Source organism: Niallia taxi (assembly GCF_004005475.1).
GTDB lineage: Bacteria > Bacillota > Bacilli > Bacillales > Cytobacillaceae > Niallia > Niallia taxi.
In genome coordinates, this window is the sequence record NZ_RZTZ01000007.1 from 15,683 (window position 1) to 32,403 (window position 16,721).

The 16,721-nt window shown below is 35.4% G+C and carries 16 protein-coding genes; 4 read left to right on the plus strand and 12 right to left on the minus strand.

What is annotated here, in order from left to right:
• Positions 1-493: 493 nt before the first annotated feature.
• The 3 genes from EM808_RS17155 to EM808_RS17165 form a co-directional block, all read right to left on the minus strand.
• The gene (locus EM808_RS17155; RefSeq protein WP_127739428.1) at positions 494-892 is read right to left on the minus strand and encodes a cytidine deaminase; all 399 of its coding nucleotides are present in this window, start codon (positions 890-892) and stop codon (positions 494-496) included.
• A 334-nt stretch (positions 893-1,226) separates the two neighbouring features.
• The gene (locus EM808_RS17160; protein ID WP_127739576.1) at positions 1,227-2,021 is read right to left on the minus strand and encodes a phosphotransferase; all 795 of its coding nucleotides are present in this window, start codon (positions 2,019-2,021) and stop codon (positions 1,227-1,229) included.
• Positions 2,022-2,516: 495 nt separating this feature from the next.
• A complete protein-coding gene (locus EM808_RS17165) occupies positions 2,517-3,557 on the minus strand; it encodes a 2,3-butanediol dehydrogenase (protein WP_127739429.1) in 1,041 nt (346 codons plus the stop codon).
• A gap of 128 nt (positions 3,558-3,685) precedes the next feature.
• Between EM808_RS17165 and EM808_RS17170 the strand changes: the two genes are divergently transcribed.
• Positions 3,686-4,588, plus strand: a complete 903-nt coding sequence (locus tag EM808_RS17170; RefSeq protein WP_127739430.1) for a LysR family transcriptional regulator — start codon at positions 3,686-3,688, stop codon at positions 4,586-4,588.
• A 916-nt stretch (positions 4,589-5,504) separates the two neighbouring features.
• On the opposite strand, the gene EM808_RS17175 is transcribed toward EM808_RS17170, so the two are convergent.
• The 8 genes from EM808_RS17175 to EM808_RS17210 all read right to left on the minus strand — a co-directional run bounded on the left by EM808_RS17175 (position 5,505) and on the right by EM808_RS17210 (position 12,814).
• On the minus strand, positions 5,505-5,918 hold the full coding sequence (locus EM808_RS17175) for a DUF4279 domain-containing protein (RefSeq protein ID WP_127739431.1): 414 nt from the start codon (positions 5,916-5,918) through the stop codon (positions 5,505-5,507).
• 154 nt (positions 5,919-6,072) lie between these two features.
• Positions 6,073-7,233, minus strand: a complete 1,161-nt coding sequence (gene dltD / locus EM808_RS17180) for a D-alanyl-lipoteichoic acid biosynthesis protein DltD (RefSeq protein WP_127739432.1) — start codon at positions 7,231-7,233, stop codon at positions 6,073-6,075.
• On the minus strand, positions 7,233-7,469 hold the full coding sequence (gene dltC, locus EM808_RS17185) for a D-alanine--poly(phosphoribitol) ligase subunit DltC (RefSeq protein WP_127739433.1): 237 nt from the start codon (positions 7,467-7,469) through the stop codon (positions 7,233-7,235). Before dltC ends, dltD begins: the two co-directional genes overlap by 1 nt.
• Before the next feature lie 15 nt (positions 7,470-7,484).
• On the minus strand, positions 7,485-8,642 hold the full coding sequence (gene dltB, locus EM808_RS17190) for a D-alanyl-lipoteichoic acid biosynthesis protein DltB (RefSeq protein WP_127739434.1): 1,158 nt from the start codon (positions 8,640-8,642) through the stop codon (positions 7,485-7,487).
• Positions 8,639-10,141, minus strand: coding sequence for a D-alanine--poly(phosphoribitol) ligase subunit DltA (gene dltA, locus EM808_RS17195; RefSeq protein WP_127739435.1), 1,503 nt, complete (start codon positions 10,139-10,141; stop codon positions 8,639-8,641). Before dltA ends, dltB begins: the two co-directional genes overlap by 4 nt.
• Positions 10,142-10,158: 17 nt before the next feature.
• Positions 10,159-10,305: a teichoic acid D-Ala incorporation-associated protein DltX gene (locus EM808_RS17200; protein ID WP_127739436.1), complete on the minus strand. Its 147-nt coding sequence runs from the start codon at positions 10,303-10,305 to the stop codon at positions 10,159-10,161.
• 18 nt (positions 10,306-10,323) lie between these two features.
• Positions 10,324-10,995 (minus strand): response regulator transcription factor, encoded by a 672-nt coding sequence (locus tag EM808_RS17205; protein ID WP_127739437.1) that lies wholly within the window; start codon positions 10,993-10,995, stop codon positions 10,324-10,326.
• Positions 10,996-11,071: 76 nt separating this feature from the next.
• Positions 11,072-12,814, minus strand: a complete 1,743-nt coding sequence (locus EM808_RS17210) for a sensor histidine kinase (protein WP_127739438.1) — start codon at positions 12,812-12,814, stop codon at positions 11,072-11,074.
• 516 nt (positions 12,815-13,330) lie between these two features.
• Here EM808_RS17210 and EM808_RS17215 point away from each other — a divergent pair.
• From EM808_RS17215 to EM808_RS17225, 3 genes are read left to right on the plus strand one after another with little or no spacing between them, the layout of a single operon-like run.
• Positions 13,331-14,080 (plus strand): metal ABC transporter ATP-binding protein, encoded by a 750-nt coding sequence (locus EM808_RS17215; RefSeq protein ID WP_127739439.1) that lies wholly within the window; start codon positions 13,331-13,333, stop codon positions 14,078-14,080.
• On the plus strand, positions 14,073-14,915 hold the full coding sequence (locus EM808_RS17220) for a metal ABC transporter permease (protein WP_127739440.1): 843 nt from the start codon (positions 14,073-14,075) through the stop codon (positions 14,913-14,915). Before EM808_RS17215 ends, EM808_RS17220 begins: the two co-directional genes overlap by 8 nt.
• Positions 14,912-15,832: a metal ABC transporter substrate-binding protein gene (locus EM808_RS17225; RefSeq protein WP_235856640.1), complete on the plus strand. Its 921-nt coding sequence runs from the start codon at positions 14,912-14,914 to the stop codon at positions 15,830-15,832. Before EM808_RS17220 ends, EM808_RS17225 begins: the two co-directional genes overlap by 4 nt.
• A gap of 200 nt (positions 15,833-16,032) precedes the next feature.
• On the opposite strand, the gene EM808_RS17230 is transcribed toward EM808_RS17225, so the two are convergent.
• Positions 16,033-16,425 (minus strand): hypothetical protein, encoded by a 393-nt coding sequence (locus tag EM808_RS17230; protein ID WP_127739441.1) that lies wholly within the window; start codon positions 16,423-16,425, stop codon positions 16,033-16,035.
• Positions 16,426-16,721: the final 296 nt, after the last annotated feature.

The window sequence follows — 16,721 nt, forward strand, 5'->3', positions numbered from 1 at the left end:
ACACCTCCTTGTTGTTTCTTATTGTAACCGTTAACAGTCTATCGAGTAAGCCCCATTTCATCCCCACTTTTCTTATTGTGTATTGGTTCACATAAAAATGAATTGTTATCATAAATTAAATTGGTATATATAAATAGCTTTCTTTTCTACCATTTTCTCAAATTCAATAGCTTTCCTAGTGGAATATTGTTATAAAAAAAAAAACGTTTAACCCTCTTTATATCCAGGGTTAAACGGTTATATTGTAATTTCCATTAAGACTTATAGGTTTATATATTCATTGTTGAAGCGTCTTCTCTTGTTTAGAAAAAATCATTCTTGTTTGCAACACAAAATATTTCAGTTTTACACGATTGCTTTCCCTTCCGAACAATAAAAGCTGATTAACTCTTGTTAATCAGCTCTAGTTAATAGTATCCTCTTTATTTGTTGAAATTAAAAATCATGTTTTGAGATGAAAATAGCAACCATTTTTAAAATGAAAATTTAACTACTACATATCTAAATCCGTGAATGCATATGGTAATAAATCTTTTAATGTTAATTCTAATATATCTTTATTCTTATTTGTTAAATAAACAGGCATATCAGGTAAACAGAATTCTGCAAGGACTTGTCTGCAAATGCTACAAGGTGGAAGATAATCTGAAGTATCACCTGCGACAGCTATTGCTTGAAAATCACCTTTTTTATAACCACTTGTTATGGCAGTGAATATGGCTGTTCTCTCTGCACAATTAGTTGCACCTAATGAAACATTTTCTACGTTAACACCATTAATTACAGTACCATCTTTTAGTAGTAATGCTGCTCCAACTGGAAATTTAGAATATGGTATATATGCTTTTTCCTTTATATTACGTGCACTTTCCATTAATAGCTCTTTTTTCATGTTATCGATTCCCTTCAAGAATAATGAACTTTTCATCGTTCCCTTTATACCAACCAATTGATTGGCAGGATTTTCATCATATAATTATTTGAAAAGTTTGTCAATATAATAAATTCCTATTGTTACTGATACTATATACTCATATATTTATACTTACAGCAGTTTGTATTCTTTAGCTATGTATTTAGACAACTTTAGTTTGTAAGAATTCGATTAAATTCAATTCCCTCTTATTGTGTTAAGCCCCTATTAAAAGAATGCGAACTCAATAAAAAAGCTAAGGGATTGCTAATGGAAGCAATCCCTTAATAAAGGAACCCACTGTCACTTAACTTTAAATCCACTCTTTTCCATGCTCATGAATAAATTGAAGTTCCTTTTGATAGTGCTCAAGTTGCCCTTCATCCAGCATCTTTTGAAAAGCAATATCTCCTTCTTCTGCTTTTTTAATCATATATTTACATAATCCTTCAACTCTTAGAATCACCATATCTAAAAAGTCCTTATCCATATTTTCAACACCATAACATTCAAAAAACAATTTAACTCTTTGTTTTATACGATCAGCATCTCTAAATGTATTATAATGTATTGTCTCGCCCTTCTCGGTATGCCAAAGTCTACTTAAAGGCACACAGGTGTAAAGAGTATAAGCTATATCCCAAAGTCTTGGACCAGGAGCTGCCACGTCAAAATCAATAATCCCAACTGGTTTTTCATTATTAAAAATAATATTGTACACAGCAAAGTCATTATGGCATACAACTTCTATTTTGTTTGGAGTATTATCCATTGGTTTCCATTCCTTTAATAAAGAGAAATCACTCACAGCATCATGATAAAGACGAAGCATATTCGCTATTTCTTTTAATACATTATCAGACCACATATATTTTTTTAGAGGATAATTACCTGCTTCCCCTTCAATATAAGTTAATATTTCTCTATTTTTCTCATCAATTCCTATGAACCTTGGCGCATAATCAAAACCTTTATTTTCAAGATGCTTCAATACCTTATGAATTTTTTCACTACCTGGCTTTAAATCTCGCCGAACTGTATTTCCAGAGCGATATACGTCTGAGATATTCCCACCCGTTAGCATTTCTTCCTTTTCGTACTCATTTATCATAATAATCACCCCACAAAAATAAGGAATTCAATCATTGTGTAATAGAGATGTGTTTTTACCCATTATAAGAACAAAAAAACAAAGGTATCTGTCTAGGTAATTGAATTTTTCTTCACACTATATGAATCCCTTGAATGATTGTAGAAGACAAATAAAACGTATCCTTACTTAATAGAAAAGAATCGCATTTTGTCTTTATCACATTAACTAATCATTTCAAATATCTCCACATGAGTAATACAGGTTCCCATTTCTTTACATCTCTAATGTAAACTTTACCAAAGATACCCACAAATCAAAAGGGCTTTCATTATTTTGTGTATTTTATTTAAAAAATTCTTCATATACGCTAAGGAATTCAAAACCAACATTAAGTAAGCCCCTTTCTTAAATAGAAAGGGACTTACTTTAAATTTTGCCAAATTCTATTCTCCTACTTATTTCCAGGATTTTGACATAAGTATGGCTCTCTAGGGGAGACTTCCCTATATTTTACTTTGTTGGTCGCACTAATATTTTTGCTTGTTTTTTATCATTAATCAATGCTTCAAAACCATTTTCAACTATATCTTCCAGATTAATTTTTTTTGTGATAACTCCTTTAACATCTAAACGGCCTGTAGAAATCATATCAATTACTTCAGGGAATACATGTCTATAAGCAAGTCTTGATGTTACATTTGCACCTTTATATAATAGTTGCCCCATATCTATAGCTACTGGGTTTCCAAATACAGCTATTGCCATTACTTGTCCACCTTGTTTTACTGAAGCTACTGCATTGGTCATTGTCGGTTGTACCCCTGCACATTCATAAGCAATACTAACTCCGCCATTTGTCAATTCAAGGATTTGTTGAACAATATCCTCACGCAAACCACTAATGACGGTAGTAGCTCCTAATTCTTTAGCTTTTTCCAGACGCTCCTCAGATATGTCTACTACAATAATCTTTGTTGCTCCTGCAGCTTTTACAGACAATAATGTTAACAAACCAATTGGACCAGCACCAAAAATAGCTACAGAGTCCCCTGGTTTCAAGTCGCTTTCTCTAACTGCATAAAAGGAAACAGCTGTTGGTTCAACTAATGCACCTTCTTCAAAAGATACATTTTCAGGTAGCTCATGAACCATATTTTGATCAACTACTACATATTCAGCAAAACCACCATCCTGATTTAATCCGACAAATCCCACCATGCTGCATTGATTATAATAACCTCTTTTGCATGCGTAGCATTCACCACAATAAATAAGTGGTTCAATAGCAACTCTTTCACCAACTTTATGACTCTTTACATCATCAGAAACCTCCACAATTGTACCAGAGAATTCATGTCCTAGTGTGATTGGAGGTGACTGTTTAGAAATTGGATGTGGCTCTGGAGATTGGCCGTGTGAATATGCATGAAGGTCACTCCCACATATTCCTCCCCATTCAACCTTCACTTTTACTTGACCTGATGAAACAGTTGGTTCTTGCACCTTTTCTATACGCAGATCTTGACTTCCATATAATCTAGCTGCTTTCATTCTAAAGTCTCCTTTTTTATCATTTTATAAAATGTAAGTGCCTACAAAAATAATTATAACAATTTGTATACTTAGGCAAAAGTTAATATAATTAATGATGTTATAAGTTTTACTTAAGGAATGATAATATGAACATAGAACAGTTAACGTATATAGTGGAAGTTGCAAAAGTAAAATCATTAGCGGAAGCAGCAAAAACATTAAATATTAGTCAGTCTGCTTTAAGTCAAGCCATTACCAAATTTGAGGCTGAACTGGACATTAAAATATTTAATCGTACTAGATCTGGTACTATACCAACAAAAGAAGGGGACCTCTTAATAGCAAAATCTCAAAATGCATTAAAAGCGATCTATCAGATTGAAGACGAAGCAAAACAAATGAATCATTTAAATGATTTACTGCGTATAACAGTTATTCCTGGTTTAATTGGTCCAATAGTGGATACTTATCTAGATTTTAAAAAAAATGACTCCACCTTAAAGATTGAGATAAATGAGAAATCAAGTATGGATATCATTGCAGATTTAAAAAATGACAAAATTGATATTGGATTTATCGCCATCAACAGAAAAAATATGGATGCAGTTACCGGATTTCAATTCACTCCGGTTACAAAAGGAAAACTGTTAGTCTTCGCTTCAAAAGATTCAGCTATAGCTAAAACAAAGGAAATCATTAAACCTAATGTGCTGAAAGAACAATTATTTGTATTATATAAAGATGAATATGTACATAGCTTTACATCAGATTTCCACCGCTTATATGGACCTATTAATATTTTTCTTAAAACTACAGATACACAAATAATCACCAATACTATTATAAAACTCGGCGCTATAACAATCGGGCATGACATTTCAGCCGAATTTAATCAAAACTTTCCATATAAAGAAGAAATCATTGCTTTAGAAACGGAAGATTTCTTTGACACATCTTTCACCTTTGGTTGGATTAAAAAATACGACAATAAGCTTGCAAGAGAAACAAACTTATTTATTGAAAAGGTTAGCAATATACTCATTAAATAGAGGGGATATTATATTTCCAATTATCCTCTCATTTTTCTTTATGGTTACATCTGGAGATTCTTTGACAATGCTATACCTTTAACAACGAAAAAACCAAGTTGGCTTTATGTAATAATGCCTTACTATTGAAATTGAATTAATGAAAGTTTTACATTTTCTGTTCCAAAAGCGACTGCAATCTTAATAGATGCCAATGCTTTTTTTCCTGCATTTACGCTTTTCATAATCTTAGGTCTGTAGACACTCCATATAAAAATACTAGAGCCAATAATGGAGTCTTAACATAGTGACCATCCTTAAAAAAACCTGCTTAAATCAGGTGCTTTAATAGTAAATTATGATTAAAACAATGATAGCCTTACATATATAGTGACTATATATAGACACCATAAACAAATCCTTGATAATACTCGCATATTTCAACTAGTTATTCTTCTAACATTTCACATTAAATACGTCAAAAATCCTCATAGACCCTTACACTAGTGACTCTATATGCTAAATCACTCCCTTTTATTTTACAGCTATATTTTCACAAAAAAAGATCCTGTCAGAACAGGATCTTACAGTATGCTTATTTTACTTATACGGTTATAATAGCAGGTAAAATTTATGTCAAACCATTTTTCTTCATGCCTTCTTGAGACGCATCGCTCTTACTTCTGTTTAATATTTTTGCATTCTCGATTTCCCACTTTTCAAATGTAAATATGGTTGGGATAACCTATTTTTTTTACGACCTATCTTTATAGTTGCAATAGTGCTAGGAATTAACACAATAATATGCCAATTCATTATTAGTTACAATATAGTTCTTATTTGCTCTGTTAACTTTACATACGCTTATGCTGTTATTGGCATATGTGATAGGAGGACTATCATGCCGTCTTTGTGTAATGTTTGCGTTATTTTGCTGTTAATAAGGGTTTGCGTACAAATCTACATCGAATTCAGCTTCAATACTTGAAGCAAATTTAATTATTTCTTTATCCAAATATAACCCTGGGGTATTTCCCTCTTCTATTTTGACGACGATAAAGAATTTACAATCCACAGAGTAAGCATCCTTTATCTCGTTAATTATTGATGCCTTATTTTTTAACTTGATAATAATTTTTTGAAGTTGATTATTTACATTAAGTGAAACTTGGTAGCCCGTTCCTAAATCCCAACTTGTCTCTTTTCGATAAAGAGGTATTGACCGATTAGGAATTAAATCGCCTTTTTTATAGGTTTCAGTAGGAGTTATTTCTAACCTTTCTGTTATTTCCTCAATCGGAAACTCCTCTCCAAACAAACTGAAGTAAACCCTTACTAGAGTTTTGTCCACTTTTAATAATTTCCTCCTTATCATTTTCTTTTTTATAGTATTATATCACTCTGGTTGAATAACCCTGCAACGTTTATTCCATAACTATTTAACAATGTTTCGACTGCCAATAGCCAAAAAAAACGATTCACCACGTAGGTGAATCGTCATATTATTAATCAAGGAACTTCTGCATATCCTCATCTAAGTAAGCCCAGCCTTTCCAGCCAATATGAATCGTGTCACGTAAAAAGTGCGAGTCGTATTCATGGCCAGAATAATCGGCGTAAGTAAAGCCGCTATCATTAATTTGTTTTTTTATACGATTATAGTAGTCTTGCCTTCCTTTTTGGGGAAAGCCAGTATAATCATAGTATTCTCCATTCACAGGGATAATAACAAAAAGCGGTTCAGCATCTGATTCCTTAAGAATATCAAGCATCAGCTGGAAATCATCATACTCAAGTGATTCTGCATAGGAATGTCCTTTATTCTTTCCTTTCATCCCCTTTATGCGGTCCTTCTTATGCTTATAGACTTTGTCGTCAATATAGAAGTCTGACTGCTTTGTCCGTTTCTCCCCGTAAGCCTCTGCTTGTGCCTTCAGCTCCTCCCATGTCTTATCCTGCACTTCATCTGACTGATGTCGATTTGGTAGGGAATCATTCTGAAGTGTGAAGTACAAATCCTTTTTCTTCAGTACAGAAATATAAGCCTTTGCAGGAACTGACAGCATATTAAACTTACTTCTGTTGTCATGGAGATACGCATCATATAACTGATTAAGAATCGTATCATTTTTGACTGCATTATAGGTCATCAATCGTTGCATCAGCTTTCGCTTCACCTGCTCGTCCACTTCCTTATTAAAGGGAAGCTGGTACGCTTGCAGGGAAGAATAGTTTGGTGAAAAGTGCTGCTCGTCCGTACCATGCTTAACAAACCATTGCGGTGATACGATGACAACCATTTGCTTGTTCTTTAATTGCTTGGCATGTGTTGCAAAGTTTAAATCATGAATAATAGAGGTTGTTCCGCCTTTACCTATTAAATAAGGTGTGAACGCAGCATCATTCACTTCGAAATAATTCGATGGATGGAATGGATCCCAGCGCGACAATTCAGAAGAACCATAGATTGGAATATAAGTCGAGCTTTCAAGCATTTCACCTTGTAAATAGGTTCCTTGAAACATATTTGGCTCTAAACTGATAGCCGATTCCTTTAAGCGCTCCGCAGGGACTAGCTTGGCCAGCCATGATGCTGGTACGAATACAACCCCGGCAAACAGGACCAATGCAATAATGATTGGTCCAAACATATACTTCTTCTTCATTACTTCAACTCATTCAGTCGATCAACGATAGCATTTGGTGTATTCCAGGTATCTCGGTCGAATTCTGTAATTGGGACAGTGATATTCAGTTGATCATCGAATTGAAACAATAACTCTACTGTCCCAAATGAATCAATTAGCCCAGAGTCAAACAAATCTAAATCCAGCTCTTCCTTTACAACATCATCTTGACAAACTTCTGCAATAACTTGTAGTACTTTTTCTTTAAAATCCATATTTATAATCCCCTTTTATTGAAATGGTCTGCCGGAAAACAGATAAAAGCCGAAACAAACGACATGGAAAGTAATGATGATAGAAACGATTGTCATTGCTCTTCCTGTTGGCCAGCGTTTATGTTTTTTATTCCATGTTTCGAAGAAATTAAATCCGGTCATCATCAAAGCATGATATGCTCCATAAATGATGTATTGAATTTCTAACCCATGCCATACTCCCATCAGCAGGAATAGCAGGATATAACCTAGATTGGAAACGAGCATTTTGTTCTGAATCCATCTTTTTTTCTTCATTAAAAAGACAAAGCGCATGAACACATAATCACGGAACCAGAACGACAATGACATATGCCATCGATTCCAGAAATCCTTAATATTGCGGCTGATGAATGGCTTATTAAAGTTCTCTGGTGACCTAATTCCCATCATATAACTGATGCCGACTGCAAACGCCGTATAGCCAGCAAAGTCGAAGAACAGGTACAGGCTATAACTGTACATATAAAGCAAATGATAGCTAAACCTGCCATCTGCTATCGTATCCAGATTCATAATGAAGTACGTATTAATGCAATAGCCGATAATAAATTTATACAAAAACCCAAGAAAGACTTTGTTGATCCCTTTATAAAGCAGTTCCTTGTATTCCTCCGGTGTCCAGCGTTTCTCTTCATCCTTTTGGAATCTGCGAAAGCGATCAATCGGACCGGATGAAATGGTCGGATAAAACAGCATAAAATTAACAAGCTGATAAATTGAAAGCTGTTTCTTTATTAATCCATCTCTTGTTTCAATAATAATTTGGACAGCTCGGAATGTCAGATAAGAAATTCCAAGAAAGCTAACTAAATTATCCACTGCCAAAATCGGCAAAATCTTCGATAAAATCAACGGCAGGATTGATAGAAAACTTATTATATAGAATACGAGACTACTATTTTTCGTGCTTCGATACGTTATATAGCCTTTGATAAGTACAAGCTGCAGGACAGTAAAGGCTACTAATGAATAGAAGCCGTTCTTTCCGCCTGAAAATATAATAGCCAATACAATAATGGAGACAAACACGTTGTAATAGCGCAGGCGCTTGCCCATTATTCCGAGAATCATCGTCGGCAGCAGCAAGATACCTAGAATAATAAAGAAAAGGAAGGAGCTATATGGGGTCATGCGAATACCTCTTCCTTCAATTTCTTACGGTCAGCTTTTCCGTTCATTGTCATTGGAATAGCCGTATGATACGTGAACTTACGCGGAATCATATATGCCGGCAAGCGTAAAGCAAGATCTTTACGAATAGCAGCCGTCAGCTTGTATTCCTTGTCAAATTCATGTGCTGCAGGTACAACTGCTGCAATCAAATATTCAATTTCTTCATTAGGTGCATGCGGGATAATAATGGCAGACTGAATATAATCAGACTGATTAAGGTGGAACTCAATTTCTTCAAGCTCCATCCGATAGCCATGCAGCTTTATTTGATAATCTAGTCTGCCTTGGCAGTACACCATTCCATCCTGAATAAAGCCTGCGTCCCCAGTACGGTAAGCACTCATTTCATTTATCTTGCCAAACACCTTTTCTGTCAGTACCGGCTCACCTAAATAGCCCTTTGATACGCTTGGCCCTGCAAGGATAAGCTCTCCCTTTTCACCTTCTGGCAATAAATTATCGAATTCGTCTACAACCAAAATACGCATATCAGATTTTGGGTAGCCAACTGGCAGTGCCTTCTCTTGTATAAGTAAATCCTCGGTAATTTCAATAGATGTCACAGCTACAGTTGCTTCTGTTGGACCATAGGTATTAAAAATCCTTGCTTGTGGGAAACGTGCTTTCAGCTCCTTGGCCACAGCTAACGGCAGTACCTCCCCACAGAAAAGGAATACCTCAAGCTTTGGTAGCATCGTTTGATTAAAGTCCGGATTTGGAAAACACATTTGCACGAAGGATGGCGTTGAAGTCCAGATTTGCAAACCAGAATGACTCAAGTTTTCAAATAAAACCTTAGGCTTATTGATTACCTCTTTCTCCAATGTATGAATGGAACCACCGCTTTGGAGGGCAGGATAAAAGTCCATTACAGATAAATCAAAGGAGAAAGGTGCCTGGTTCAGAAATACTTTGCCTTCACCTAAAGGAAAGTCATCTGTCATCCAATCGGTAAAGGATTGCAAATTTGCTGCGGTTATTTGAACACCCTTTGGATTTCCAGTACTGCCAGATGTATATATAATGTAAAAAACTTCATCCTGTTCAACCCAATACTGATGACTAATCGGCATTTGTTGTTCCACCTGCAGTTCAGACATTTGTAATACGGGAATACTGTCGACATCCAGCTTGCTATCTGTTGTATTAATTACTAATGCTGCACCAGACTTTTCGACGATAAGACGCACCCGTTCCAATGGAATGGATGTATCAACCGGTATATAAGGATGACCTGCCTGTACACATGCTAGGAATGATATCGGCATATCAATTCCCATGTGACCATATACTACGACTGGTGTCTGTCGCTCGAACTGCATGGCGTGGATTAAGCTAGCTAGTCTGCTCGATTTGTCCCAAAGCAATTTGTAGTTCAGTACCTCATCATTTGTCCGATATGCTGTCTGTTCCGGTTTTGTTGCCGCATGCTGTGCAATACGTGTTAAAAGTTTCATTTTTTTATCTACTCCATTTAGAAATCATTATAAATATAGTTGCCTGTATTGGCCGTATGGAAGCCGTACATCAAGAACAAGGTAACAAGAATTGCCAAATAAAAACATGTATGTAATGCGAACCGGATACCCGTGTGCGTATACAGCTGTTTAAGCTTATTCATCTTCTCTCTCCATCCATTTCATTCAAATTTATAGCCGGTTCCAATAACAGTCCGAATATGATGTGATTCGCAGCTTAATTTAGCTCTTAGCTTTTTAATATGTGTATCAACAACTCGACTATCACCGTCGAAGTCTATGCCCCATACGTGATTCAAAATCGTTTCGCGTGAAAGAACAATATTTTTATGCTGAAGTAGAAACACCAATAAGTCATATTCCTTTGGCGCCAATTCGACTTGTTGGCCCTCAAGCTGAAGCTGATGTGACTTTGTATTAATGACAGCCTCACCAAAGCTAACCATATGTCCGGTCGGCCGGTACTGTTCTGTTGCTCGCTTCATTAAGGAATTAGCTCGTGCTACCAATACTTTTGGACTGAAGGGCTTTGTAACATACTCATCTGCTCCTAGTTCAAATCCCTGAATTTTATCATCATCACTAGATTTCGCTGTCAGAAGAATAATCGGTACACCAGACCTCATTCGTACTTGTTTAGTAACAGCAAATCCATCCATTTGCGGCATCATGATATCAAGAATGATTAAATCTGGAAAAATGGCATCAAACCAGTCCATTGCACTGCTGCCATTATCCGTTTCATAAACTTCCCAGCCGTCCTTCTTGAAATAATCAGCTACTACTTCGCGGATTCTCACCTCATCCTCGACAAGCAATACTTTCTTCTCCATCGTGAACCTTCCTTCCAATTTATAGATATTAACAAGGCTATATGTCTTTCATGTGTCCAATAAGAAATAATTCCCATTATTTGAATTGTACGTAGAAACGCATACCATCAGGCATATTTTCCGCTCCGTAATGAAAGGCATGCAGATCAAGAATTTGCTGAACAATCGCCAGCCCTAATCCTGTACCACCAGTCATTCGGCTTCGTGAAGATTCAGTTCGGTAGAAACGTTTCCAAATGTTTTCTAAATGCTCTTCAGGAATTTGCTTGCCTTTGTTTTCAATTTCAAAGATACTGCCGCCATTTGTCTGATCCAATCCGATGCGAATCACAATAACAGAATCAGGCTCGCTGTGCCGCACCGCATTCATAAGAAGATTTTGCATAACTCGCTCCATCCACTCATAATCCGCTAAAATATGCTGCTCATTCTTTGGCATGATTTCAATGACTACGTTTTTCTCCTTCGCGATACAGAATAGTTTATATGCCAATACCTCAATCATTTCACTGAGTAAAAAGGATGTTTTTCTTAGTTTAATAGCACCGTTCTCCAACTTAGCCAAATCCAGCATATCCTTAATCAGCACTTCCATCTTTTCTGATTCCTCAATAATCACTTCCACATAATGGTCACGTTTATCTGGACTGACACCATCCTGCAATCCTTCAGCAAAGCTTTTGACAATACTCAGCGGCGTCTTCAATTCATGTGATGCATGCTCGAAAAACTCGCGCTGCTCCTTTTCCATCTTCTCTCGTTTCTTCATATCCTGCTTCAGCTTTTTATTGGCTTGCTTCAGGTCATTTAATGCAATATCCAGATTTTTTGCCATAACAAGCATATTGTTAGAAAGACTCCCTAGCTCATCCTTCTGCTGAATCGGTTTAGCTAAAGAGAAGTCAAGATTAACCATTTTTTTGGCCATATCATTAAGCTTTATCAGTGGTCTGCTAACAATACGGGAGAAAAACAACGACAGTAAAATAATAAGAATGAAGCCTGCAACCCCAATATACACATAAAAAATCCGCAGTGCTTCATTGGTATCTTTGATTTCCTGAATGGATGTGACAGAGAACATATATTGCATTTCCCCGTCTTTCTTGATTGGCTCTATAAGTACTAAGTTATGTTTTCCACTCCATGACTCTACCCAGTTCAACTGCAAGCTTTCTCCATCAGATAGCTGCTTTATCTGCTCCTCCTTTAGCGGAAACCATTCTAATAGTGCATCATAAAGAATTCCTAATCCTCTATTAATCATTCCATCCTTAGGCAGAGATACGCTCTTTACTTTGCCTTCGATTTTAATCTCATCATCATCAGGGTCTTCACCGACACTAAATTTATCCTTATGGATTACAGATGGATAAATAACGGAAGAATCTCCTTCATCTACTTCTCCTTCGACAATCAATGTATCCCCATTTCTGAAATCCAATGCTTGTACCTGTTTTCCATAATTTGCGACAAGCAAGGAAAGCGATACTTCTATTACTGCTCCATCTCCTGTTTCAAGCATGATATTATACGGATCCTGAACTAACTGAAAACCTTCTGCATCGACAACTGTTACAGGGCTTTTTGTTACCTTCATATAAGAGAAGGTCTGTTTTATAAATTCTGCTTCGCTCCAAGATTCTTTCACATAACCTTCTGCTAATTGATGCAGGTGCTCAGCTGCTTCTTTCGTTTTATGATGCTGATAAAACCGATCAAAGAATAATAGCTGAAATATCATAATCATGGCGTAAAACGCCAAAAAGAATATCGCTGTTATTGCGAATAATTTTACGGTAATACCGCGTTTTCTCATGTTGTACTCCTTTATGTCATTCCACAGTTTATTAATAACTTAAGTGACAGGTATGTTTTTTGTGTGTCCACATGCAACCTACTCCATATAGTAACCATCTTTTTCAATTTGAGGAACCTTTTTTTGAATCTATATTATATATGAATCTACTCTAGGAACATAAATACACCATGGTTTGACGCTAGTAATTCATTTAAGGTGCAAGTTTGGCTAATAATAATGCTTTTTGGAAAATTAATCTCTTATAATCCTTAGAAATTAGTAGGGAACCTTATTAACCTTTTAATTATTCAATTCTTCTATTAAATATTACTAATAGACCAATAAACCTATTAAATGAAATATTATCAGAAAAAACGCCCATAATTCTTGACAATAATAATCAACAAAATTTATATTGGTTAAAAGAATTATTTTTGCACCAGGGAAACTTTTTGTCTCTTTTGCATATATTTTAACTCTAAGCAATATTATCGATTGACTTTAATTCAAACCAAAAGGAGGATGTATGGAAAAATGTTAAAAGTAAAGGAGCTTAATGTTGACTATTTTGGCAATCACGCACTTCAGGACATTCATATTGATATTCCCTTAGGACACTCCATCGGAATTATTGGACCTAACGGCGCAGGTAAATCCACCTTTCTAAAAGCTTTATTGGGAATCATTAAAAAAAGCAGTGGAACTATTCTAGTTAATGATTCACCTATTTCTCAGTCCAAAAAAGATATCGCTTATGTTCCACAAAAAAGTGAAGTGGATCTGACTTTTCCTATTACTGTTAGGGAGACAATTTTAACTGGAACCTATCCTAAACTTAAACTGTTTCGTCGTCCTGGAAAAATGGAGAAAGAGCATGTGGAACGTTGTATGGACATGGTGCAAATAAGCGATCTTGCTGACAAACAAATCGGTAATTTGTCTGGTGGTCAGCTTCAAAGAGTATTTATAGCTAGAGCATTGGCTCAACAAGCAGACATATTTCTCCTAGATGAACCATTTGTAGGTATCGATTTAATGAGTGAAAAAATTATAGTACAGCTTCTTAAAAAGCTGAAGAAGCAAGGAAAAACAATCCTTGTGGTGCACCATGATTTACATGAAGTTGAGGAATACTTCGATAAGGTAATCATCTTTAATAAAAAGCTGATTGCTTTTGGGGATATAACAACAACCTTCACAACTGAAAACATTAAAGCTGCATACGGCTCTTCATTAGGAAACATTCAAATTAAAGGGATAGGAGACAACGGTCACCATGATTGAATTTTTGAGTAATTCACTGAATATTCCTACTTATGCGTTGAATGCAGGCTTGTCCTCCATTATTCTTGGGATTGTTTCAGGCGTTTTAGGGAGTTTCATTGTACTTAGGAAGATGTCCTTAATGGGAGATGCACTTTCACATGCAGTATTACCAGGTGTTGCCATTTCTTATATATTGGGAATTAACATATTATTTGGTGCTTCCTTGTTTGGTTTACTTGCGGCTATTTTAATTCAGTTCATTACGAATCGAAGCACAATTAAAAGTGACACCTCTATCGGTATTATCTTAAGTTCCTTTTTTGCGCTAGGCATTGTACTCATTACATTCGCAAGAAGTGGGCTTGATTTAACTCATATTTTATTTGGAAATATCCTAGCAGTTCCTAGCTCTGAAATAACACAATCTTTCATCATCATGCTTATCGTTATCGGAATAGTTACTTTATTTTACAAAGAACTTCTCATAAGCTCTTTTGATCCTATTGTTTCAAAAGGATCTGGTCTCAACACTACTTTCTATCACTACTTGCTTATGACACTACTCTCCTTTGTGACTGTTTCCTTTTTATCACAGGTCGGCATAGTTTTAGTTATTGCCATGCTCGTTATCCCAGCCGCAACAGCTTATTTATGGACCAAAAAGTTATTTCATATGATTGTTTTTGCCTCTCTCTATGGCGCACTTTCTGGTGTAATAGGTGTTTGGATTAGCTTCAACTTTAATTTGCCAACGAGCGCCACGATTGTGTTGGTCGGTGTAACAGGCTTTGCTATTTCGTTCATTCTTTCTCCTAAAAACAACTTTTTTACGAAGGGTAGGTTATTAAATTGAAAAAAATGATGCTTGGATTAATCGCCACTATGATTCTTTTACTTACGGCTTGTTCTAATGGAGAACAAACTTCCTCAACGGATGATAAAACCATTAAAATTGTTGCAACATATTCTATTATTGCGGATATGGTCAAGAATATTACTGGTGATAAAGCAGAAGTTTACAGTTTAGTTCCAATTGGAACAGATCCACATATGTATGATCCGTTGCCAGATGATACTAAAAAGGTATCCAATGCAGATTTGGTTTTTTATAATGGATTCAACCTGGAAACTGGAAAAGGCTGGTTTCAAGATCTTCTCGAGGTTACCGATAAATCAGCGGTGGCCTTTCCTGTCACTGAAGAGGTCACACCAATTTATCTAAGTGAAAAAGGAAAAGAATCGCAGGAAGATCCCCATGCGTGGTTAGATATTCAAAATGCCATCAAGTATGTAGATGTAATTACCAAACAAGTCATTCAAGCTGATCCCGACAATGAAGAATACTACTTACAAAATAAAACAGAGTATGTTGCCGAGCTTAAAGAGATTGATCAATATGCACGAACACAAATAGCTAAAATTCCTGAGGATAAACGCATTCTTGTAACAAGTGAAGGTGCTTTTAAATACTTCGCCAAAGCATATGGCTTTGAATCTGCATTTATCTGGGAAATTAATACTGACAGCCAAGGCACTCCTGAACAAATGAATAGAATAGTAGACATAATTAATACAAATAAAGTGCCAGCATTATTTGTTGAAACAAGTGTCAATCCAAAAACAATGGAGACCGTATCTAAAGAAACAAACGTACCAATCCACTCAAAGATTTTCACAGACTCCCTCGCCAAACAAGGGGAACCTGGAGACACGTATATCTCCATGATCAAATGGAATATAGATAAGGTAATCGAAGGCTTAACACCCTAATTAAGTGATATTTTTTGTGCAACCAGGCTCAGACAAAAATTTATTTTACCTTCTATTCTCTTAAATACGAAAAAAAAAATGTCTAATCCTTTATATTTCAAGGGTTTAGACATTTTTCATGAATTTAACGCTCCTGTTAAAGTACCAGACTTATTCTATTGTTGTTCATTTGTATTCAGGCTCTTCCTTTTGCCTGAACTTTATAATGACTCTTTACTATGATCTTGAAGAATATATAAAAATAAAAATCTAAATAAAATAAAGCCAAAAATAACTGAATAGCCTAATGTTATTGAAAAAAAAATGAATTCATCTGAAGACAAACCATCCTTAAAAAAATGAACTAGGGATAATATATCAGTGCTAAGCGATAACAACGTGGCAGAAGTTAGCTCCACTATTCTTACCGGATTTTTTAATGAGTAATTCACTTTCCCAATATTAAAGATATTTTTTATATCAGGACCAATTCGATTGCCCTTGTATAATCCAACTACTAAGGCCGCTAGTAAAGATGGAAATACCGAATCTACCTGTAATAAGACAATCCAAATATTTAAAAGTACAGGCATAATAATTAGAATAGCTTTCATGTATATACTCCCTATTAGTTATATATATTATTACGTTATTTCTCTAGCATGAAGAATCGCTCCGGATTTCTAATACTATCTATTTATTCTTTAACTTCAAACCACGATTACTTTCATACCCAGTAATACACCTTATATTTTTCAAAATAAGTTCTACTCCCCAAAAAGGAATTTACTTAATAGAAATTCAGATTATAGAGTGCTATAAAAAAAGAGCTGCTAAAGGCAACTTGCATTTGATTAGTTATGGGTTTCTAATTATTGATGCTGATTTTTATTCTTTGATGGAGTATATA